The sequence below is a fragment of the Motilibacter peucedani genome, assembly GCF_003634695.1.
GTDB lineage: Bacteria > Actinomycetota > Actinomycetes > Motilibacterales > Motilibacteraceae > Motilibacter > Motilibacter peucedani.
In genome coordinates this window covers 718857-740038 of sequence record NZ_RBWV01000009.1, presented here as the reverse complement: position 1 = coordinate 740038, position 21182 = coordinate 718857, and the positions used below count along the sequence as shown (strand labels likewise).

Genomic DNA, 21182 nt, shown 5'->3' with positions numbered 1-21182 from the left:
TTCGGACAAGTCACTTCCCGGACCCACCACGCCCGACGCTACGCCCGCGATCGACACCCGACCAGACCCCGCCGCCCCTCCCGTCCAAGCGCTCTCCGCGTGAATCCCCAACGGCACCCTTGACACAGAAGGGAGCCATGAGAGTGAAGTGACCGACACGATCGGCGAAACATGGAGGCTCGGTCCTACTACCCACTCGCGGGCGATTCCGCGGCTCGCTTGGCGCTTCTGTCGTCGCCGCGGGCGCTACGAGACCGGAGGTTAGCGGGTGACGGCGGTGGCGGTGATGGACCTGAGTTCGCCTGTAGGTGGGAAGCGGTAGGCCGTGGGGGAGACCGGGACGACCCCGATGTAGACGCCGTTGCGCAACAGCGCGGCGTCACTGACGCCGGCGCTGGAGGCGACGCGGACACCAGTCACCTTGCTCCCGTATCGGCCCACGGTAAAGGCGACTGCATGGTTGCCGAAGTTGCCGTTGACACGGGTCAGGCCGTTGTCGGGAGGTGCACCTGGGTCGAGTCTTCCGGGCCCAGCGGAGTTGCTGAGCCCGTAGCGGCCCGACGAGGTCGTCTGGACGACGCAGACAGTCCAGTCCCCAGTACTGGCCTGTTCGGCCACGATCATGGTGATCGGATTGACGACATGCGTTCCGTGGACCAGATGAATCGCTGCGCCCACTGTCCGGGGCCTTACTGAACGCGCCGCGAGAACTCGCCAGTCGTCACCGGAGGGCCGGCCAGGGCCACCCGACGCGATGGCGCTGTCGTTGTCGTCCAAGCAGGGTTGCAGCATCGTGCGGGCGGTGGCGTCGTCAACGTTGAGGGGCTCGGGTGCAGGAAGCGAAGGTGCCGTGGCGCTGATCTGCGGTACCTGAGGCGCTTGGCGGTGGCTGGACAAGGCGACGGCTGAGGCGCCCCCCGTGGTGACAGCGAGCAGTGCCGCCGTCGCAGTGACGGCTCGAACTGTCCGCTGGCGCCGCTTGCCTAGAGAGATGACCTCAGGGGCTGAGACTGGTCCGCCGGGCGGCGGGACATGGTGCTGCAGAGTGTCGCGGAGCAGCTCCAACGACGCGGGTTCCGGGGTGGTCATGATCAGCTCCGAGGGACGGCGGGGGGATCGGTGCTGTGAAGGGCCGGATCGACGCGCAGGCGGGCGAGGCCGCGTGAGGTGGCGGATTTGACCGCGCCGACCGATATCTGGAGCGCGTCCGCGGTCTGTGCTTCGCTGAGGTCTTCGAAGTAGCGAAGCACGATGGCGGCGCGTTGGCGGGCGGGCAGTCGACCAAGGGCTCGCCATAGTTCGTCGCGGGCGTCGACCTGGCCGATGTCGTCTGACTGAGCTCGTTCGGGGAGCTGGTCGTGTGGTTCCTCGGCGCGCCACCTTCGTCGCCACCACGAGGCGTAGGTGGTGCTCAGCACGCGGCGCACGTAGGCGTCCGGGTCGTCGATTCGTGACCACGCGCTCCAGGTCTTGACGAGCGACGTCTGCAGCAGGTCCTGGGCGAGGCTCCGGTCCCGCGTCAGGAGGTAGGCGAGGTGCAATAGGCGCGGCCCTCGTGCGGCGACGAAGGCGGCGAACGCCTCGTCATCATCACCGCTCAATGCTCGCCACCTCCATCCCCTCGGTGATGAGACCACTCGGAGCCGCAAGAAGGTTGCTTCGCCGCCTGAAGCGTGCCGCGGGAAGCGCGCGTCGCGGAAGGAGAGCAAGCGCGGGCGTTGGCCCGCCCGGCACTCCAACCTTTCGCGGGTCGCATGCTGTGTGTCGTCGGCCTCGTCATGCTTATCCACGTGGTGCGGTACTGACGCTGCTCGGCCCGAGCCCGACGAGCGACCAGCGGCAAGAGCGGTCATCGAGGGCGCGAGCATGGGCGGCGCGCTGTCCGGTGGATCGATGAATGTGATTCACAGGTGAGATAGGCAGGTTAGCGAGGCTGAACGCTCACTTGAGTCGTGAATCGAGCGTCCCCGGCCTCAATGCTCACAGCCGCCTGCCCCGCCCGCTCGGCCGAGAAGTACGCCTCGCCTGTTGAGGTGTCTGCGCAGAGCAAGCGCAGCACTGAGCGATCACTGGCGACAGCGATTGGAAGGTTGTGACGAGTCCGCGTGACGGTGTTCTGAAACACGGCCGCACCCACACCCAGCGTCTGGCCAACGTGCACGGTGGCCGCTCGAGGCGCTCGCCCGACGTTGAGGGCGAGGTAGGTGGAGGCGCGAGGCGTCTGGCGGCACGGCGCAACGGGTCCTTGGGCGCCTCCAGCGCGCTGGGCGCAAAGGAGAAGCGCGACGGCGGCGAGGGCCGCCAGCACGGCTAGGTATGGATCGTGCTGCCGGGCCACCCGCCCGGGGTTCGCGGTCATCTGCGCCAGTGTCCCCTATCAGTGGGACGGCATAGCGCTCCGCCGCTCCTTGGTGCACCTCGTGGCTGAGTGACGCACGCCGGCGAGCAGTAGACGTCTCCTTCGATCGCAGAGCGGCATGTGAGTGCGTTCGGGCAATGACTGGGCGGGGGCGGCGACAACCCCGGCTAGCGCCGTGGCGTGTAGCTCGACCTTGGGACCTGACGACGAGGTGGCGCGACCGCATCAAGAGTGGTGCGCTGCGGGGGACAGCGCGGCCGCCGCTGGGGTTACCTCCTTCACCGAGTCAGTCGGGGACCGGTCACTTCGTCGGGTCGCGGAGCCGTCCTCGCGCCGCTTCGACCCAGTCTCCGTAGTCCGCGTTCAACAGCGGTAGAACCTTCTCGAGGCTGCAGATGAGGTCCCACACGACACGCTGCTCGGCCGGGTCGACCCACCCGTCCGCTCGCTCGCTTGCCCGTTCGAGCCACTCGAACAGCACGAGCGCTTCGTCCTGGGTGAGCGTCACGGTCACGTCGGTCACGCCGATGAGTGTCCCTCGCCTCCACGTCGCCGTCAGAGCCGGCAAGGCTCGTTCTCTTGGGCGGCGGTCGTCGTCGTTGACTGGGCCACGCGTCGCGCAGGGTGGGCATGCCCCCCGAAGGGTTGGGATGGAAGTCTGCTTATTCACGACGCCGGGGGAGTGGGCGGCCAGCCAGCGATCGCGTGGAGGGCGTCGGCGACCTCGGCAACGCTCAGGTGGTCGGTGTCGACGCGTAGGTGACCGAGCCGGGCTTGTTCGAGACGCTCGTCGTCGGCAGCGGCTCGTCGCGCGACCTGCAGAAGGTGCGCGTCCGACTGCCCGAGCAGAGGGTCACCCGGCTGGCCCCAGTTCTCTCCGCGCCCGCGGCGTCGCAACCGTTCGATGAGCGTGTCTCTGGAAGCGTGGAGCCGGCACGCCGTGAGCGCCGCCGCGGGCAGCGCTCGGCTGTGGGTCTCGATCGACTCCTCGCTCTCGGCGGGACCGACGACGACCAGGCACCGCGCCCCCGCCTCATGGAAGGTCCGCCACATCGACGCCAGCGCCCGCGCCGTCAGCTGGTCGCGGCCTCGCGCGGTCGGAGGCGGGAACTTCGCGATCTGCTCGAGGTCGATGTACGCGCCCGCGACGCCCCTGCCCAGCACGTGCCGCTGGTAGAGGTCGAAACCGACTGCTGACTTGCCTACACCGGTGGGGCCGCACAGCCACAGGACCTGCCCAGCCGCGTCGGCCGCCGGAGGCGGAGGGGGCGTCGGTGGCTCGACCAGCCTGAGGTCCAGCGTCTCGAGCCAGTCCTCGGCGCTCGCCAGGATCGTTGCGAACACCTGCTCCGCGGAGGCGTCTGTGGTCTCGCTGCACAGTCCGCCGGTCGGGGTGGCGTCTAGAACGGCAGCTTCCGTGAGCGCTTGGTCGACCACGGCCTGGTCCTGCCCACGGGCTGATAGCCGTCGCGCTAGTTCGTGGGCATCGGCGCGCAGCCGGAGCGGAGTCACGACGAGACCCGGTATGCCGCTGCAGTAGCCCGGGTCGTAAGGGTCAGTCACGCCGGACACGACCAGGGCGCGCGCGCCGGCGCTGCGGTGGCACGCTGCAAGACTCGTGAGGTTGCGCGCGGCGACGGCGTAGCGCTCCGCCAGCGGGCCGCGGCCCGAGGAGCAGATGCTGAGCTGGTCGATGTCGACGTAGCCCACCGCGAGCCCGGCACGGGTCAGGTGGCGGTACAGCCTCCAACCTGCCGTCGTCTTCCCGACTCCAGGCGGCCCGCTCAGCCACAGCACCGGCATGGGACGACCGGTGATCGTCCCGTCCCGTCGGCCGCCTGCGGTACGGGGAGGCGGCTCATGCTGCGCACTCACCGATCCTCCCCGCCGGCGTGCGCAATGTCGACAGGTCGGCCGCTGCGCCACCCCTGCTGAGCCTCCGGTCGACCCTTGGCCCCGCCTGACACCGGCAGGAGCGGTGGCACGCGGCGCGCCCTGACGGCGGCATGAGCGGCAACTCGTTGATGGGAGCTGTGGCGGGCTGACCCCACCCGTTCAGTCCCAGCTCAGACAGCCGGGCACTAGCGCTCACGGGGCCGCTTTCCGCTCATTCCGCTAAGCCGCCCACTACAGTGAGGAATCGAGCAGAGGAAGGTGGACACCGTGCTAGGACTTGTCCTGACCTTGGTCGCAGTTGTAGTGGTCCTTGCGCTTCTAGTAGTTCTGGCCAACCGCCGGCGTCGAAGCCCATCCATCGACTCTGCAGTCGAGCGAGCCGCGACAACACACGCACGCGCGACAATCTCGAAGGCCGCCGGCATGAGCGCCGCGGCGCACCGGAACATGCCGCCGCCAGGTATGTGACAACAGGCGCGTCAGCCTGGGGCGCACACCGGAAGGTCCGAGCGTCGGCACAGATCTGATGGTCGTGTCAGCGGCATGGCCGCGCGCTGACGGCGGCATGAGCGCGTACCTCCGGGTCTCGGGTACGTGCTCGCTCAAGTGGCAGGCGCCTGGCCCGTGACCGGCCACAGGTCCAGAGTCACCCGAGCGTCAGGCAGCTCTTCCCCGAGGTCGCGCAGCAGCCGAAAGCCCTCCTCTGCATAAGCAGTGCTTGACGAGGGTCCGTCCCAAGCGAAGCGGTACCCGAAGTGGTCATCGAAGTGCTGCTGCCACTCCAGCAGTCGCTGCGACAGCGACTCAGACAGTCGCAGACGATCAAGGTGCTTACGGTCGAGGCATACGCCTGGACCGATCCACAGAGGAACTGGCACCTCGTAGTCGCTCATCAAGGTCAGCGACTCGGGCCGCCAGGGGGGCTCATCCACACTCCAGTCTCCCTCGGCCTCGCCTAGCGGACCGGCCAGCGGCAAGGGCGTGCACTCGACAGGTCAGACGCGAGGGTCACTCTCATCGTCGTAGGGCTCGGGCCAGCCGCGAGCCCGGTACTCGTCGTTGGTCTTCCGGGCCCAGTTTGATGGGAGCCAGTTGACGTTGCCGTTGCCTCCGTCACGCCGTGGCTTGCTATCGGGGGCGAAGAACCCGCCGAAGACGACGGCGAGGATCGCCGCAACGCCCACGACCCCGATGATGATTTGTCCCACCGACGTCGCTCCTTGGCTCAGCTGCCCTTGACTCTTGTGTCGTCTCCGGTTCGATGAAGCGCAAACGATCATGCGGTCATCGGCAGAGGCGGATGCCTGTGTCAGGCGGGCAGATGCGCTTCGTGTTCCCAGCGGCGCTCTTGAAAGTGGCGGAGGCTGGCTTCGGCGGCTGCTGCTTCGTCGGCCGAGATGACGGTCGAGTCGCTTGGACCGATCAGGAGGGGCAGCCAGGTGTGGCTGTCGTGCCAGGCGACGATGTTGACGCCCCCGTGCTGGAGGCCGGCGGCGGGCAGGTCGGGTGTGCCGGGGCCGGCGAGTACAGCACAGGCCGCACCGTTTCGACGCCGGCCGGGCGCAGGAACAGGCTGATCTTTCTGGCGGCGGTGGTGGTCTGGCCGAGTTTGGCGGCGAGCCCGTAGACGTCGCGTAGCTGGGCGGTGCGGCCTGGGGTGTGTAGGTACTTGACCTCGAGGGCGGCGATACCGCCGCGGGCGAGTACGACGTGGTCGACGTCGAGCCCCTCGAACGGGAGACCGCTGATGACGGCGTAGACGCCGGGCGCCCGGCGCAGCTCGTCGCCGACCTGTTCCTCGAGCGTGCGGGCGAGGCGGGCGAGAAGAGACCCGTCGGCGAGGGCGAGCATCAGCCAGCCCCCGGCAACGCCGATGGTGGTCCAGGACCCGAGCAGGAACGATCGGGCGAGGGGTGGGGCCAGCAGCGTGGAGGCGGCGACGACGAGCCACAGGCCGCCGACGTGCGGGGCCCATGACGGGGCGGTGCCGAGCAGGTCCCATCGGTGTGCCCGCAGCCGCTTGTCGAGCCACGACGAGCGGCGGGCCTTGCGTCGTTCCAACCGAGCTTAAAGTCCCCGACGGCTGAGACGGTCCTGGAGTGCTGGGAGATGTTGCTGGAGTGCTCGCACTCGGCGCCTATCGGCGGCTGGGACCCGGAGTCGAGTGCTCCGGTGCGTTGGGCAGCGAGCGGGTCGAGCCCGCGCTGCCGGCACCAGAGGACGTAGCTGCGCAGGTCCGACTCGGCGTGCAGCCGGGGTGAGGCCCTTGTAGCGGGCGAGGTCAGCCGCGACGGACATGCGCAGTGGGTCGTGGGCGACGGGAAGCAGCTCGGGTGTGATCGTCATGCCCGAGCGTCCACCAGACGCTGGCCGACGTCACGCGATCCGCGGCAAGAGCGCGCGATGCTACCCGCGCGCAGAGCGGCAAGAGCGCGCGATGCTACCCGCGCGCAGAGCGGCAAGAGCGCGCGATGCTACCCGCGCGCAGAGCGGCAAGAGCGCGCGATGCTACTCGCGCGCAGAGCGGCAAGAGCGCGCGATGCTACTCGCGCGCAGAGCGGCAAGAGCGCGCGATGCTACCCGCGCGCAGAGCGGCAAGAGCGCGCGATGCTACCCGCGCGCAGAGCGGCAAGAGCGCGCGATGCTACCCGCGCGCAGAGCGGCAAGAGCGCGCGATGCTACCCGCGCGCAGAGCGGCAAGAGCGCGCGATGCTACCCGCGCGCAGAGCGGCAAGAGCGCGCGATGCTACCCGCGCGCAGAGCGGCAAGAGCGCGCGATGCTACTCGCGCGCAGAGCGGCAAGAGCGCGCGATGCTACCCGCGCGCAGAGCGGCAAGAGCGCGCGATGCTACCCGCGCGCAGAGCGGCAAGAGCGCGCGATGCTACCCGCGCGCAGAGCGGCAAGAGCGCGCGATGCTACCCGCGCGCAGAGCGGCAAGAGCGCGCGATGCTACCCGCGCGCAGAGCGGCATGTCAGTGTGTCCGGGTGCTGTGAGGCACGCGAGGCGTGCGAGGTGGCGGCTACCGCATGCCGGGTTGAAGCGGACGACGTGGACGTTTTTCGCAACCTGGTCTACTTGGCCGTCAGTGCGGTGACTGGCCGGTCGGCGCAGCAGCGTCTTGCCTCGCCGCGGCAGATGGCCTCCTCGCCGCCCTTGCCAACGCGCCCGCATACTGCTCGTCGGAGCAACGGCGCAGCGAGGGGGACCAGGCATGTCTGTAGACCGATGGATTGGCATTCTAGGTTTGGTGATTGCTGCTGTCGGCATCCCAGCCTCCTACCTCTTTGCCCGACGAGGTAGACAGCTCCCAGACTTACGCTATTGCCTGGACTTTGACGTTATGCTGGCCGCGTCCGACGGTTTGCCGCAGCAGGGACTACACATGGCGACGACGGGCCGCCCTATCGAGCGACTCAGTCGAACTAGGGCGGCGGTATTCAACGAACGGGGCGACACTGTACGCGGAGGCGACATAGTCGAGCTGGACCGCCTTCGCCTCGAGTTGCCGGACGGAGATGCCCCGCTCAATGTCCGCATCTTGACATCCAGCCGCGACCAGATTGGCTTCAATGCTGTAGTTGACCCGATCAAGCCCTCGAGTGTCTTGTTGACCTTTGACTTTCTTGATGCCGGCGACGGCGGCATTGTCGAGGTTTTGCACCAGGGAACCGAGGCTCCCAGCCTCGAGGGCACGGTGCGGGGTGCACGCCTGCATAGGGCGGCGAAGGAACCGAGCCTCTCCAATCGAGCCCTGTTCGCGCTCGCAGTTCCAGGGAGCATTCGTCGCACACTTCGTTACAGTCGTTCGATTCTTTTCCCTCTGGCGCTTACTGCACTAGTAGTCGTCACCTTAGGCGTGGTGATCTTCAAGACCCTACATTCGTCCCCTCGATTGATCAATCCCGCGGCCTATGACTTGTCTTCGCTTCAAGGTCAAGCGAAATTTGCAGCGAAGGTGCGGAGCGACGGAAGTGAAAGGCGTCATCAGTTGTGGATCTTCATTCTTCCGCTGCTGTTGGCTCCCCTAACTCTGATCCCGCTATTGCTCGCCGGTCGTTCGTCGGTTCCGAGCTCAATCGTGAAGGAAGAATTGCTCGGGCTTAGCGATGAGGAAAAGACCGCCCTGAGTCCCAAGCCGATCTTCCATGGGCTCAGGCGACGCGCTTGAAAGAGCGCCGCATTCGCTTGTAGCGACCGCCATGCCGCTCAACCCTAGCCCGAGCGTGGGCGACTCGGGTGGTACGGGGGGGGCGGCGACTTGCCGACTGACAGACCGGCCAATGCGCGTGCCTACTTGTTGCCGGCGCTCAAGGCCTGTGCCGACGGTGCAGGCGCACCCGCTCACTCGTCGAGCAACAAGATCACCCGGTACACGATGCAGCGTTGACCCCACCCGGTCATCGCGCTCGGGTAGTGCAGTCGGAAGTCGAGCCGGTTTCTCGAAGTCTTCTGGTGGAGACAACAGCCAATTCACCCGCTTCACTTCGTCACGCAGCCGCTCCACGTACAAGGTTTCCTGGTCCACCAGCCCCTAAGAGCCGCGAGAGCGGGCGATGCGCCCCGCTCGCAGAGCGGCATGAGCAAACACGAGACCAGACGAGAGCGATGGTCGCTGGATGGCGGAAGAGAGCGACTGGGCGCTGCCCCAACTGCGGTCATACGGATCAGACACACCTGCATCGCCGTAGCTTGCAAAGAACGTCCACCCTGCTCGGGATCACCGCCGCTCAAGGACCACGCGAGCTGCACTGCGGCAACTGCGGGCACGTGTGGCGGATTCCAGCTCCCGATGAGTGGGATGGCGAGCAGCAGCGGGAACAGGCCGCACGGCTCAGGAGGGTCGAGCAGCGCAATCGCGAGCTCGGGGCTCAGTGACGCGCTGGGCGGCAGGAAAGGTCGATGCTGCCTGCCCTGCCAGCGGCATGGGCGTGCATTCTGCGCGCAGGGGGCATAGGTGCGCGTTTGCGGACAGGGCGGCACCGGCGCGCGCTCCGCTAGCCGGTAGCTATCGCTTTCTGGACCCCTTCTTCCTTGAGCGTGCTTGCTGATATTGCTGCACAATCGTCTGCAAGTCCATGCTCGGGTCTTGTAGTGCTTTTCTACCTAGCTCCAGCGCTCTTGCGCTGAGGCCCTGGTATATCACGCCGCCATTCGCGGTGCGCTTGACGAAGTACGCCCTGTCATCGCCCTTCAGCGCCAGCGTCTCGATAAGTGCGTAGCCCTCGTGTCGCGAAAGACCCAACTTCTCGCCGAAACTTGAGAGCTTGACGGAGTACTCCTCGAAAGGGCTGACTCCGCGGTGTGCAAGGGCCTCCGCTTCCTCTCCGCTTGCCGCTCTGCGCACCGGGATCGCACCCTTGTCCTTCCCGATCTTGAGGACGACCTCCTGTGCATCTCCCCCAGGCGCTGCCGTTCCTATCTGAAGGGTGGCAAGCCCCGGAAGGATTGCTTGCCAGGGTGCGTTGCCGCGGAGAGCCCGCTCGGCCCGTTGTACCTCAGCGTCTGTAGGTCGGTCGCTGCGGCCGGTAGCGCTACCGTCGAGGCTTAGAAGAGGCCGGAGCCGCGCCGCAGCCTCCGCGGTTCGGCGCTTTCCCTTCGCCAGAAGGGACCTAACTGTTTCGAGTTCTTGCTCAACGAGTTCGTGGAGATCCGCGGGCGGTGCTGCGCTCACTGGAATGACTCGGTTGGGTAGTACGTTGGCGAGATCCACATCGAACTCATCCTGCAAGAGTCGACGAAAGACGGTGATCCCAGCGCGCATATGCAGCCACAGCAGGTCGTCGCTCATCATGATGGTGTCGTGCGTAGCGGCGTCTCGATCCTGCTTGATGGCAGTGAGTAGCGCTTTTTCCTCGCTCGTGATGGTGCCAAGGTCCGCCAAGGAGATCTCCAGACAACGCGCGAGGCTGTGAGACAGTTGGTCCCCTTTGTCCCTTACGCTACCGCGGTGCTGGTAGATGCTGGCCTTCAGTAGCATCTCGAAACTGTGAGCAAGCATCATAACGACTGCGTGATCACGGGCCAAGGCGCTTGGCCGGTTGAATAGTTCGATACTCAAAGTCAAGGACTCCACTGCTGTGTCCTTGAACATCGTCGCCTGGCGCCTCAATCGCATGAGGCATTATGGCCAGTGGGAGCCGCGCACGCTCGGAAGGTAAGTGACCCGTGGTCCACTCCGTCGACGGCGCCCGCGGCGCCGGCTTGGCCAGGACATGCCGACACGAGCCCTCGCACCGGCGACTGCCCCACACGCTGTCATCGGCAAGGTCGCGCGTCACAGAGCGGTGATTTTCGCGGTTCGGTGGACTCCCTCGAGTTGAGCGTGAGGTGCCAGGCCGCCCCGATGGTGCCGTGCATACCTCGTGGCCTCGAGTCGGCCACTCGTGGACTCTTAGTCGAGGAGCTCGCGGTACTGCGGCCGAGCCTTCATCGCGTGGATCACGAGTTCTTGCCCCGAGTCGAAGACGAGCACGACCAGTTCGAGTAGCCGTCCCGCGTCATCAAACCCGAGGACGAGCCAGCGGCGAGGGTCGTCCTCGTCGTCGATCGCCGCGCGGTAGGACGCGTTCTGAGCGGCGTGGACAACGCCGGCCGACGTCAGGCGGTCGCGCTCGAAGTGCTTGTGAGCAGAGTTGTGCAGCCTCACGCCACGTGAGCCCAGGCGCGGACGGCGGCCCGGATAGCTTCAGTACGGTTTGGGAGCCCCTCGGCCTCCGCACGTTCCAGGAGTGCGGCCAGCGTTGCCTCGTCGAGCCGCACCGTTACGACGACCCCTGGTCCGTCGCCAGCAGCGGGACGGCCACGCCGGCGCAGGGCCGCTACGTCATACCCGGCTTCGGCCTCGTCGGCCCACGCCTGGAGTTGCGCACCGTCGACGAGCTCGCCGCGTACTCGTTCGTCAGCCATGCGTCTTATCGTATACGGAAAGGTGGGACAGGGCGAGGGTCAGCTGCTCAGCACCAGCGCGGCCAGGCGCCGGGCCTCTCTGCGTGAACATCGGGGCGCTGTGTCAGGTGCCGGAGGCCATGTAGGCGGCGAGGATGTAGTTGGGGTGGCGGTCGAGGTTGGTGCGGGCCCGGTCGTAGCGCATTGTGGTTCTGGGGTCGGCGTGGCGGGCGGCGATCTGGACGTCGCGGAGGTCGACGCCGGCGTCGAGCATGGTGGTGACGTAGGTGTGGCGCAGCATGTGGGGGTGCATGCGCGGAAGCCGAACGCCGGCGCTCGCGGCGAGGTGGCGCAGCCTTCGGGTGGCGGCGTGCCGGTCCATCCGTGTCCCGCGCACGTTGAGCAGCAGTGGCCCGGTCTGCCGGTCGCCGGCGGCGCGGTCCACCGCGCGGGACACCGCGGGTGGCATGGGGACGAGGACGGTCTTGTCGCCTTTGCCGACGACGCGCAGGACGCGGTGGCCGTGTTCCTCCCCGATGTCGGACAGGGACAGCCCGCACGCCTCGAAGATACGGAGGCCGAGCAGCCCGAGGAGGCAGACCAGGGCGAAGTCGTTGAGGTTGCCGGAGTCGCGGGACGCGCCGAGGAGGGCTTCGAGTTGGAGGTGGGACAGGCCAAGGGTGGGGGACTCGGGTGGGACGTGGGGGCGGCGGACGTAGTCCGCGGGTGAGTGCGGCAGGGTCCCGTCGATGACGCAGGTGCGGTAGAACCCCGTGAGGGTGGACAGCCGGCGGGAGACGGTGGAGGGCCGGTAGTGCTGCGCTTCCTGCATCCAGCGGACGTAGAGCTCGATGTGGGGACGCTGCGCGGAGAGGGGGTCGAGGTTCCGGGCGTGGCACCAGTCGAGGTAGGCGCGGAGGTCGGACTCGGCGTGGATGCGGGAGTGGCCCTTGTAGCGAGCGAGGTAGGCGGCGACGGCCAGGCGGAGGGGGTCGACGACGGGGACGATCGCGCCGGTGGTGGGCAGGAGCTCGGGGAGAAGAGTCATGATCGAGAGTGCCCCTCGGGCCGGCCGCTCCGCCACGCCCTGCTCGCGGCATGGTCGCGCACCCGCGCGCTCGGCGGCAAGAGCGCGCACCCGCGCGCTCGGCGGCATGTGCGGACGTCAGCGAGCCGGGACAGCTGCATAAGAGCCGCGGCGCGGCGACCGAGCGTGGCGGGCTGGCACGATGGCGCTCATGGTTGAGGTCTCCGCGTTGTGGGCCACCTTGCGCGACTGGTGCCGCATAAACGCCCCTGCCACGCTCGCCGCGCTGCACCCGCCCGCATCGGATGCGGAGCTAGAGGCGGCTCAGCTGAGGACGGGCCTCATGTGGCCGCAGAGCCTTGTCGCGTCCTTGCGCGAGCATGACGGGGCCGAGGTGTGGTCAGGGGACGTGCTGCTCGCGTTCACACCGATGGGTGCTGCAGAGATCGCCGAGATGTGGTTCGAGTTCACTGCGTTCCCGTGGGGCGGAACGGAAGACCCGCACGCCGGCTTGGCTGGCGAGGTGCCCAGTCATCCCTTCTCGAGCGGGTGGCTACCGGTAGCTCAGATGGAGGGCGCGTTCTACCTGCTGGACCTGCGTCCCGGCCCGCTTCACGGGTGCGTCCTGTACTGGACGAGCGACGGCGACGGCATGTCCGAGGAGCCACTGGTAAGCAGTTACGAGGAGCTTGTGCGGGTCAGCGTCCTCGGGATCACCGACGGGCTCAAGGGACCGGAAGGAATGATCGCGTCGGTTGTGGAAGGGCGGGTTCAGTGGAACTGGCCCGAGGCGTTCGGCGCAGTCACCGCTGAGGAGCAAGCCGTACTCGACAGCCGCTACCGCTGAGCCGGCCGCTGCCCCAGCTGCATCCGGCGTCGCTCAGCGTGGTCTCCGACGATGAGGTGCGCCGGACCGCTCGCTGTGAACCGGAGAGCATGCCAGCGAAGACACCTGACCCGCAGGGCCTCCGCTGTAAAGGGTGCACTGTTGCGCCTCACCATCACCGTACGGTCCCTGGTGGCCTGTAGCACTTCTTGATCTTTCGCGCTTCGGCAGGAGCGGTCTTTCGCGCCCTGACGGCGGCATGTCAGTGCGTTGCGGGTGGCGTTGATAACTGAAGGACCACCAGCGTCAGTGCGGTGATGCTCCAAGCAATGCCGGCGGCGCCCGCCGATCTGAAGATCAACGAAACGACGCCCGCGACGACGCCGACGAGCGCCACGACCACGCCGGCCATGCGTCGTGCAGGGCTAGCGCGGAACCACCAGCTTCTTGGCCGGTTAGCTTCTGGCATCTGTGTAGCGTCCCACCATTGCCCGCGACGGTGGACGGGCTCCGCGACAACTTGCTCGTGCAGCGGCATGAGCAACGCAACGCGGTTCGCGTCAAGTCTGGGCGGGTGTTCGTCCGTCTCCTCGTGCTCTGCCTAGTCAAATCCGGTTGTTCCCGGCAGCGTGAATTGAGCTTGGTGCAGTCGCGTCAGCGGTGTTGGCGGCTGTCAGGCGGCGACTGGTGCGTCGATGAGGCCTCTGCTGGCGATGGTCGGGTCCCAGGCCATGCCACGGGTGATGACTGCGTGCAGCTAGCATAGAAGCGCTGCGGCGCAGGCCGTGCGGGCTTGCTGACGGGCAAGGCGGTTGGACTCACGAGTCTGCCCTGTCGAAACCGGCCCAGTGTCATTCTGTGATCTCCCGTCATGCCATCGGCGGGCCCGGTCACCTGCGATATGTGTAATTGAGAGGCTTCACCAGTTGAACTGTCAGCGCATGAGGAGCATTTCTGTGGCCACCACGCGATCTGCCTGGTCTAGTTCACCCACGAGTCCAAGAATCTTCAGAACGGCTTGCTCCTCTTTCGTCGATCGCAGCCAAACGGCGTGGGTCGCGCGCAGGACCGGTAGGTACGGGTCTGGCAGCCCGAACTCGCGCGAGGAGGCGCGCAAGCCCTCGAGCGTGTACTTGAACGCCTTGGCGTGCATCCAGTTCTCAGTGATTAATGCTGCAAGCAGCCGTTGCACCCTCGAATTGGCTTCGTGCGGCGTACCACTTGCTCTGACCAGCCCTGAAGACGCGAACTGGACCCAGTACCGTAGGAGTTGCACCTCGCCAAGGGCGGCCCGACGCCCAGCGAGGGCGAGCAAATCGCGTCCAACCGTTTCGCCCTGCCATGCCTCGGGGCGAGACAGTGCGTACGCAGCTCCCTCCGGACGCCACGCGTCTGCTTCGGCCGCCAGTACAAGCGAGGTGAGCGAGGCCGGCAGGTCGATGTAGTAAGCCCCAACCAGAAGAGCGAGAGCCTGGTTGTACGACTGCTCGTCGATGCGACCAGTTCCTCGAACAAGCTGCAACAGATCGTACGTGCTGACCGTGTCACCTCCCTCGAGGTGAGTCATGGCCCTCAATGCACCGTCGTCACACCAAAAGGTCCAGCGCTCCGACAATGAGACATCCGCAGAAAGGGCCCAGGGGCCAAGCTCCGGTTCAGTCAAATGCGCGAGAGTCTTCACCTTGCTCCAAGACATACGGATGCAGCGCTCAGCGAGAGTGACCATGGATTGGGCTGCCTCCGTCCTCCTCGACACCTCCTTTTCTGGTATCTCGTGAAACAGTGTCTTCTCGGACTCGGGATCCCATTGGGTCCCCAAGCGGGCCTGCACGGACAATAGGTCTCGGCCTTGTACCAGATCCGCGTATAGCCGATCGATCACGACGGGCAACCCAGTGAGCGCTAGGATCGCGTCTCTGACCTTCTGGGGTAGAAGCGAAAGTGCATACAGCGTCGTCGCATCAAGAACGTATCTAGCACCCGATTCCGGACGAATCAGTTGCCTGTCAACTTGGTTCGCAATGTTCCGAATACGCAGATGGCGCGTACCGTGGGTCACCACAATCTCGGTGTAAGAGCAACCTCGCGCAGCCGCGAGTAACCCCAGCGGCATGGCGCCAGTATCGACGTGCTGTGCCACGTCTCTCATACGTTCATACAGCGCCTTGTTGATATCGTCGAAGGTTGCAAGCGGATCCTCTGGGTTAACCGTTCCAGTCCAAAGCACGCTGCTATCGGGGTACTCGGCGAAGAACTCAGCAAAACTTGCCTTGAGGTTGGCCGACTCCTCGTCCGTGAGCTCCGGCTGCTTGCCGACGCGGGGTCGTTCTAGCACTAAGAGTGCGAGTGTCCTCCCCGCGAATTCCTCGTCTTCCTTTTGCCACTTCTTGACCCAGGCGAGTATCTTCGTTACAAGGTCCTTGGTCTCGGGGGCGAACTGTAGGTGCAGCCGAGACCACATGTTCGCCTCGAGTGGAGTGCGCGGGACGAGCGCCTCGCCGTAACTCCTCAGAGCGCGCCAAGCCCCCTCTGAGTTGGCGCGCCGAAGTCGCACCGCCACTAGCGCCCAGCCGATGTCCGCATCTTTAGCGCCGTCGCGGATCAGCTCTTCCGCGGCCTCCTCCGCTCGTGCCCAATTGCCACTGGTGGCTGTAACATCGAGGATGAACTCAAGAGCCTCCCTTCTGCTCGCCGACTGAGGCGCGGTCCCATGCAGCCCACTCTCCGCTTCCGAAAGAGCTCGCTCCGGGTGGCCCGCCGCCAAGAAGCGCTGAGCCGACATGAAGGCCAACCGAGGGTCCTTGTAGTGCTGGAAGGCTTCTGACAGCACGTTGCCGGCTTCCAGGAACCCGCCCTCTTCTTGGGAGAGGCGAGTTGCAAGGCTCACCGCGTATGCCTTGTCTACCAATACGTTCGCACGCAACTCATCGAGTGTCGTGCTTGAACCATTCGCTTTGATGAAATGATCTATTGTGACGAACGCCTCAGGGTACTTCTCCCTGAAACCGTTGCTTACGTCTGACTCAATTCCCGACATGGCGAGGGCGAGAATACAGTTCAACTCTTGATCATCAGTGCGAGCCAGAGCCCTAGCCTTCTCCCAAGCAGCTACAAACGTAGCGTCTCCAGTTCCTACGCCCCTCTCTACATCTGCCACCACGGCTTCAATGTGAGCTCGTTCATACTGCTCCTCCGGTAGAGAGAAAGCTATGGCCTTCGCTCGGGGCAAGTCCTGGACGACTGCAGCTGCCAGCCCGGCGGCGCCGCGAACCTCAGTGGCATCCGCCTCCTCGCTCGTCGCCTCCCCTTCTGGGCCAGGCAACGCCAACTTCAATGCCCTTTCTGCATCCCCCGCATATATGGCGGCTGTGACCGCGATGCGGGTCGCTTCGACGCTGTTACCGCCCCATTCCCGACGTGAATCACGCGCCGAGATCGCCAAGTCAAGCGCTCGAAGAGGGTCATCGAAGGGCCTTGCTGTCGGCCGAGTAACTGCGCGATGCACGAGAAGTTGCGAGATCATGATCTGAAGCCCGGTGCTCCGCTGCATCTCGGCGCTCTCCAAGGCTAGAGAGATCGCCGCGTCATTGCGGTCTGTCTGAACATACCAGCGCACCAGAAGCACTACTTTGAGGGCTGCATCCTCGAATGTCCGAGGTGCCCATTGCTGAAAAGCAAGCAACTCCGCATCTGACGAACGCCCATCATGAACCGCAAGTACGAACCGAGCCAACGGCTCGTCAGGAAGCGAAACAAGTATCTGCCGGGCCTCCTGCTCCTCATGCTCGATAAGACGCAAGCCAGCTTTCGCCTTTACCTCGCCCACGGGCGCCGCACCCGCGTCGACTGCGGCTAGTAGTGCTCGCGCGCTCGCGACGTTCTGCCCGTAAGCTGCAGACGCGGCGGCGAGTGTCAGCCAAACGTCGCTAGTGCCTTCACGCAACCAATCCGGGGGGGCGGCAATCCAAGCAGTTGCAGCAGGGCCTCGGTCGTATGCGGGACGTCCACTTAGCTCTTGCACCAGACGCTGCATGCTCCTAGTTCGCGCAGCCCTACTGGCAATCTCCTGGACGTAGACAGGAAGGCGTTCAAGCGCATGCTCGTACTCACCGTCTCGAGACGGCGCACCCACCTCCGCTTGAATCTCATCGATCTTTTGCATGAGAGCCTCGTGCCGGATATCTTCCCACTGCTGGCGTACGCGTCTAGCTTGTGGCTCGTCGATGTATGAAAGCCACTGATAGAGGACATTAAGGAATGCTGCCTGTCGCGCGTCCGCCAGTCGGTGACCGCCCATAGTTGCCATCCCGCCGACGGCCGCCACAGCCTCGTCATATTCTGCAACGTTCCGATCTCTGACCAACTTTTCCATCTTAGCCCCGCGCAGCCACTTCTGAAGTTGTCGTCTATTCAAAACGATGCCGTCACTAGCGCAAGCTTTTACAGCCCGACGAGACACCTGCCAGGAAATGGTCTTCTTTTTGAAGAATGACACCGCCGAGTTGGCGGCGGGCGCGGACACGCTCTTTGCTGCCCAAACAGCAACTCCTGTTGCACTCATTCTTTGCTCCGTCCACAAGTGCCAGAGACATCAGCATCGTCCGGACGAATCTTCGTCCGCGCCGAAACTACCCGCCTTGTGCGCCCCTTGCCATGCCCACGCGCCAGGTTGGCCCTCAACTACTAAACTTCCTTGGCAACGCCCTGATTCGCGCCATGGACAACCTCAGCATCCGGCGCAGCTTCGGGTTCGCGCGTAGCCCCCGCGCCCTGACCAGACACGGCCCGAATCGCCTGCCCGACGAACTGCGGCCCGACGCGGTCGCCACACGCGACGCCGTCGTCGACCTACCTGCTAAGCGGCGCCAAGTGACCGTCCCGCACTACCTCGGCGACATGCCTGCGACTGACATGGCTGACTTCTTGAGCTGAGCGCCGGCGCGTTCGAGAACTACCTGACGCGCCGGCCGACGGGCTGTCGCTCCGCTGCTGCCGAGCCTGGGCATCGAGGATTCTGGTTCTGTGCCGCTACCGCTCGAGCCGCTCCCCCAGGCTCCAACTTCGAGCTTTCGTCGCTCGGCCGACAATCCTCACTCATGAGTACAGAGGGTCAGCGCAGCGGTTCCGCAGGCACGCACATTGGCATGGTCGGGCGACACACGGGCCTACCGCTGGGGGCCGCTCCGTCGTGCGGCGAGGAGAGCGAGGGTCACAGGGACGGCAGCCGCAAGCACGGGGACGAACCGAGCGGCTCCATCGGCTCCAGTCAAGCGCAACATCAGGTAGAGACCTATGAGGGCGAGGACTGCGAGGGCGCCCGTGATCCAGTAGGTACGCACACAAGATCACTTCCCCGGCGTCGGAGGCCAACCGCACGTCCCTCCCGGGCGCGCTCATCGGCATGACAGTGCACGGCCGAACCCGCTCGCACGACATTCAAGGTGAAGGCGCGTCGCCGTTGACGACGATGACGCGACGCACTGCGGCGAGCCCAGTGCTGGCGGACCGAGCATCAGAGCCAAGAGGGACGGCGCAACCAGCAGCGACCCCGCAGGCCAGCTGCGCAGCTCACCGGCGCCGGCGGCGGAACGACCCCTGGGCCGTCGCCCTGATGTAGTCGGGGTCGATGGCGACCAACTGGCGCAGCAGCTCTGGAGGCGACTGCGCGTCGAGGTTCACGCGTACGACCTGCTCGTAGCTGTCGACCCCGAAGGTCATGCTCGTCGTCCGCGCAGCCGGGTGCCAGTCCCGACGCTCGACGACCGAGAGGACCTGCGCGACGCGCCGGGCGGAGCGCTCAGGTGCGGAGAACTGGACGAGATCAGCGTCAGCCTCGCCCACCGCCGCGCCGAGCGAACGCCGCCACCCCTCGACGTCGGCGAGCTCGGGGTCGTAGACCGCCAGGAGGCCGTCGCCCTGGCGCCGGACACCGAAGTAGCCTCGCGAGAGTTGGGCGTGTACGGCGTCCTCCGTGGGCGACACGCCGCGCGTGACGATGCGGTCGAGCGCGTGCGCGACCCGCTCCAGACGATGGTCCCAGTCCGACGTCGCAGGGGCATCCAGTACTTCCCCAGTCTGCCCTCACCAGGCACGGCACTGCCGCACGCGTGCTCCTCGAGGTGACCCGCCCCGGCCCCGCTCTCAGCGCTTGCGCAGGTCTTCCGCCAGCATCACGATGATTCCGCTGGGCCCGCGGACATAGGTCAGCCTGTAGATGTCCCCGTAGGTGCCGACGCCCCGCAGCGGGTGGCAGCCGTGCCGCGCCGCGACCTCGAGGGCCTCGTCGAGGTCGTCGACGGAGAAGGCAATCCGGTGCATGCCGATCTCGTTGGGCAGCGTGGGCTCTGTCTCGATCGCGTCGGGATGGACGTACTCGAAGAGCTCCACGCGCCCGCCGCCGTCCGGGGTCTGCAGCATCGCGATCTTCGCGGTGTTGCCTTCGAGACCCACGGCCGTGTCGGCCCACTCCCCGCTGACCGTGTCGCGTCCCAGCACGGTGAGCCCGAGGTCGGTGAAGAACGCGATGGTCGCCTCCAGGTCGCGGACGGCGATCGCCACGTTCTCGAGCTTGATCGGCATGCGTCGCACGCTAGCGAGCCGCATCTCCCCGACGCCACTGCTCTACGACCAGTCGCGGAACACCACGCACACCGTCGTCGCGTCGAGCATGGCGAACTCCCGCGGCCCCCACGGCTGGCGGGTGACCGTACGCAGGTTCGGGTGCAGCAGGTCGGGCCGCCGGGCGTTGACGTCCGCCCACACCGCGTCGATGTCGTCTGTCTCGATGGCCAGCTCGGGGCGGTCCTTGGCAGCGAACTCGGCGTCCTGCACCACGTAGACCTTGGCTCCGTCGCGGGCGAGCACGGCGAGCGTCCCGTCGCGGTGCAGCACCTCCATGCCGATGCCGTCGACGAACAGGTCGAGGCCCACCGTCATGTCCTCGTAGAACACCTGGGGGATGAGCGCGGTCAGCATCGACCCACGATGTCAGCCGGACTCGCGCACCACCAGCTCCGTCGGCAGGGTGACGGGCTCGGGCACGTCACCGCCGTGCAGCTGCACGAGCAGCGACTCGACCGCGAGCCGGGCCTGCGCCGAGGCCGGCTGGCGGACCGTGGTGAGCGGAGGGGTGCCGTACTGCGCGAGGTCGATGTCGTCGAAGCCGATGACCGCGACGTCGCCCGGCACCGAGCGCCCCGTGGAGAGCAGGGCGCGCTGCACCCCGAGGGCCATCACGTCGCTGGCGGCGAACACCGCGTCGATGCCCGGCTCGCGCTCGAGCAGCTCAGCCATCGCCCGCTCCCCCGACGCCCGCGTGAAGCTGCCGTAGGCGACCAGCCCCGTGTCGCGACCCGCCTGCCTGAGGACGCCGCGGAAGCCTGACAGCCGATCGACCGCCGCCGTCATGTCGACCGGCCCCGAGACCGCGGCGATGACGCGCCGGCCGTCGTCGAGCAGCCGTTGGGCGGCGAGCGCGCCGCCGCCGCGGTTGTCGACGTCGACGAAGCAGCAGCCGGGCAGCTCGCGCGGCGGGCGGCCGCCGACGACGAAGGGGATGCGGGCGCGCGAGAGCTGCTCGGGCAGCGGGTCGCCGTCGTGGAGCGAGATGGCGACGACGCCGTCGACGTGGCCGGCGCGCACGTAGTCGGCCACCGCCTCGTGCTCCGCGTCGTCCTGCGCGACCATGACGACCAGGTGGATCCCGGAGCCGGTCAGGCTCTGGCTCGCCGCGACCATGAAGTTGCCGAGGTAGGGGTCGCTCACCCCGAACTCGACGGCCTCGCGCACGACGAGGGCCACCGCACCCGTACGCCGCGTGACCAGCGTGCGCGCGGCGCGGTTGGGCACGTAGCCGAGCGTCGCGACCGCGCTCTCCACCGCGGCGCGGTGGGAGTCGGAGACCTTCGAGGAGCCGTTGACCACGCGCGAGACGGTCGCGGACGAGACGCCGGCCAGCGCTGCGACCGTCGCCAGCGTGGGTACGGCGGGGTCGGGGTTGCGCACGTGCCTGGGCACCGGCGGGGCCTCCTCTCGTCGCCACCATGCTGCCGCATCCGTACGTGATCTGAAAGCGCTTGCGCAGGTGCGCTCGAAGCGGCTCGGAGAGGGCAGACGGTGCACCAGCAAGCGCTTGCACCAACCCTTGACCCGACGACCTCGGGCCGCGAGGATGCGGAGCGCGCGGCG

At 66.6% G+C, this 21182-nt stretch carries 19 protein-coding genes; 3 read left to right on the top strand and 16 right to left on the bottom strand.

The window, feature by feature from the left end; all coding sequences use genetic code 11:
* Positions 1-261: 261 nt before the first annotated feature.
* The 6 genes from CLV35_RS19665 to CLV35_RS04925 form a co-directional block, all read right to left on the bottom strand.
* Positions 262-777, bottom strand: a complete 516-nt coding sequence (locus CLV35_RS19665; protein WP_147431877.1) for a hypothetical protein — start codon at positions 775-777, stop codon at positions 262-264.
* Between the two features lie 314 nt (positions 778-1091).
* Entirely contained in the window at positions 1092-1601 is a 510-nt protein-coding gene (locus CLV35_RS04950) for a SigE family RNA polymerase sigma factor (protein WP_231121494.1), read from the bottom strand.
* Positions 1602-2660: 1059 nt separating this feature from the next.
* On the bottom strand, positions 2661-2882 hold the full coding sequence (locus CLV35_RS04945; protein ID WP_121192254.1) for a hypothetical protein: 222 nt from the start codon (positions 2880-2882) through the stop codon (positions 2661-2663).
* A 143-nt stretch (positions 2883-3025) separates the two neighbouring features.
* A complete protein-coding gene (locus CLV35_RS04940; protein WP_121192252.1) occupies positions 3026-4162 on the bottom strand; it encodes an AAA family ATPase in 1137 nt (378 codons plus the stop codon).
* A 1088-nt stretch (positions 4163-5250) separates the two neighbouring features.
* A complete protein-coding gene (locus CLV35_RS04930; protein WP_121192250.1) occupies positions 5251-5463 on the bottom strand; it encodes a hypothetical protein in 213 nt (70 codons plus the stop codon).
* A 214-nt stretch (positions 5464-5677) separates the two neighbouring features.
* On the bottom strand, positions 5678-6316 hold the full coding sequence (locus CLV35_RS04925) for a nuclease-related domain-containing protein (RefSeq protein ID WP_121192248.1): 639 nt from the start codon (positions 6314-6316) through the stop codon (positions 5678-5680).
* A gap of 1323 nt (positions 6317-7639) precedes the next feature.
* On the opposite strand from CLV35_RS04925, the gene CLV35_RS19660 reads away from it, so the two are divergent.
* Positions 7640-8425, top strand: a complete 786-nt coding sequence (locus CLV35_RS19660; RefSeq protein ID WP_147431876.1) for a hypothetical protein — start codon at positions 7640-7642, stop codon at positions 8423-8425.
* Positions 8426-9262: 837 nt separating this feature from the next.
* On the opposite strand, the gene CLV35_RS04920 is transcribed toward CLV35_RS19660, so the two are convergent.
* From CLV35_RS04920 to CLV35_RS04905, 4 genes are all read right to left on the bottom strand, one after another.
* The gene (locus CLV35_RS04920) at positions 9263-10348 is read right to left on the bottom strand and encodes a DUF3644 domain-containing protein (RefSeq protein ID WP_121192390.1); all 1086 of its coding nucleotides are present in this window, start codon (positions 10346-10348) and stop codon (positions 9263-9265) included.
* Positions 10349-10648: 300 nt separating this feature from the next.
* Positions 10649-10903: a hypothetical protein gene (locus CLV35_RS04915; protein ID WP_231121492.1), complete on the bottom strand. Its 255-nt coding sequence runs from the start codon at positions 10901-10903 to the stop codon at positions 10649-10651.
* Positions 10900-11163, bottom strand: a complete 264-nt coding sequence (locus tag CLV35_RS04910; RefSeq protein WP_121192246.1) for a ribbon-helix-helix domain-containing protein — start codon at positions 11161-11163, stop codon at positions 10900-10902. Before CLV35_RS04910 ends, CLV35_RS04915 begins: the two co-directional genes overlap by 4 nt.
* A 103-nt stretch (positions 11164-11266) precedes the next feature.
* The gene (locus tag CLV35_RS04905) at positions 11267-12190 is read right to left on the bottom strand and encodes a tyrosine-type recombinase/integrase (RefSeq protein ID WP_121192388.1); all 924 of its coding nucleotides are present in this window, start codon (positions 12188-12190) and stop codon (positions 11267-11269) included.
* Between the two features lie 190 nt (positions 12191-12380).
* Between CLV35_RS04905 and CLV35_RS04900 the strand changes: the two genes are divergently transcribed.
* Complete coding sequence (locus CLV35_RS04900; protein WP_183061692.1) at positions 12381-13016, top strand: SMI1/KNR4 family protein; 636 nt, start codon at positions 12381-12383, stop codon at positions 13014-13016.
* Positions 13017-13257: 241 nt separating this feature from the next.
* On the opposite strand, the gene CLV35_RS19915 is transcribed toward CLV35_RS04900, so the two are convergent.
* Positions 13258-13407, bottom strand: coding sequence for a hypothetical protein (locus CLV35_RS19915; protein ID WP_183061690.1), 150 nt, complete (start codon positions 13405-13407; stop codon positions 13258-13260).
* 522 nt (positions 13408-13929) lie between these two features.
* A complete protein-coding gene (locus CLV35_RS19655) occupies positions 13930-17556 on the bottom strand; it encodes a PIN domain-containing protein (RefSeq protein WP_183061688.1) in 3627 nt (1208 codons plus the stop codon).
* Between the two features lie 155 nt (positions 17557-17711).
* Here CLV35_RS19655 and CLV35_RS04890 point away from each other — a divergent pair, with 155 nt between their 5' ends.
* Positions 17712-17927, top strand: a complete 216-nt coding sequence (locus CLV35_RS04890) for a hypothetical protein (RefSeq protein WP_147431874.1) — start codon at positions 17712-17714, stop codon at positions 17925-17927.
* Positions 17928-18563: 636 nt separating this feature from the next.
* Here the strand turns inward: CLV35_RS04890 and CLV35_RS04885 are convergent.
* The 4 genes from CLV35_RS04885 to CLV35_RS04870 form a co-directional block, all read right to left on the bottom strand.
* Positions 18564-18977: a hypothetical protein gene (locus tag CLV35_RS04885; protein WP_121192240.1), complete on the bottom strand. Its 414-nt coding sequence runs from the start codon at positions 18975-18977 to the stop codon at positions 18564-18566.
* A gap of 159 nt (positions 18978-19136) precedes the next feature.
* Complete coding sequence (locus CLV35_RS04880) at positions 19137-19574, bottom strand: VOC family protein (RefSeq protein WP_121192238.1); 438 nt, start codon at positions 19572-19574, stop codon at positions 19137-19139.
* A 42-nt stretch (positions 19575-19616) separates the two neighbouring features.
* Complete coding sequence (locus tag CLV35_RS04875) at positions 19617-19970, bottom strand: VOC family protein (protein WP_121192237.1); 354 nt, start codon at positions 19968-19970, stop codon at positions 19617-19619.
* Between the two features lie 12 nt (positions 19971-19982).
* Positions 19983-21011, bottom strand: coding sequence for a LacI family DNA-binding transcriptional regulator (locus CLV35_RS04870; protein ID WP_231121491.1), 1029 nt, complete (start codon positions 21009-21011; stop codon positions 19983-19985).
* Positions 21012-21182 lie beyond the last annotated feature (171 nt).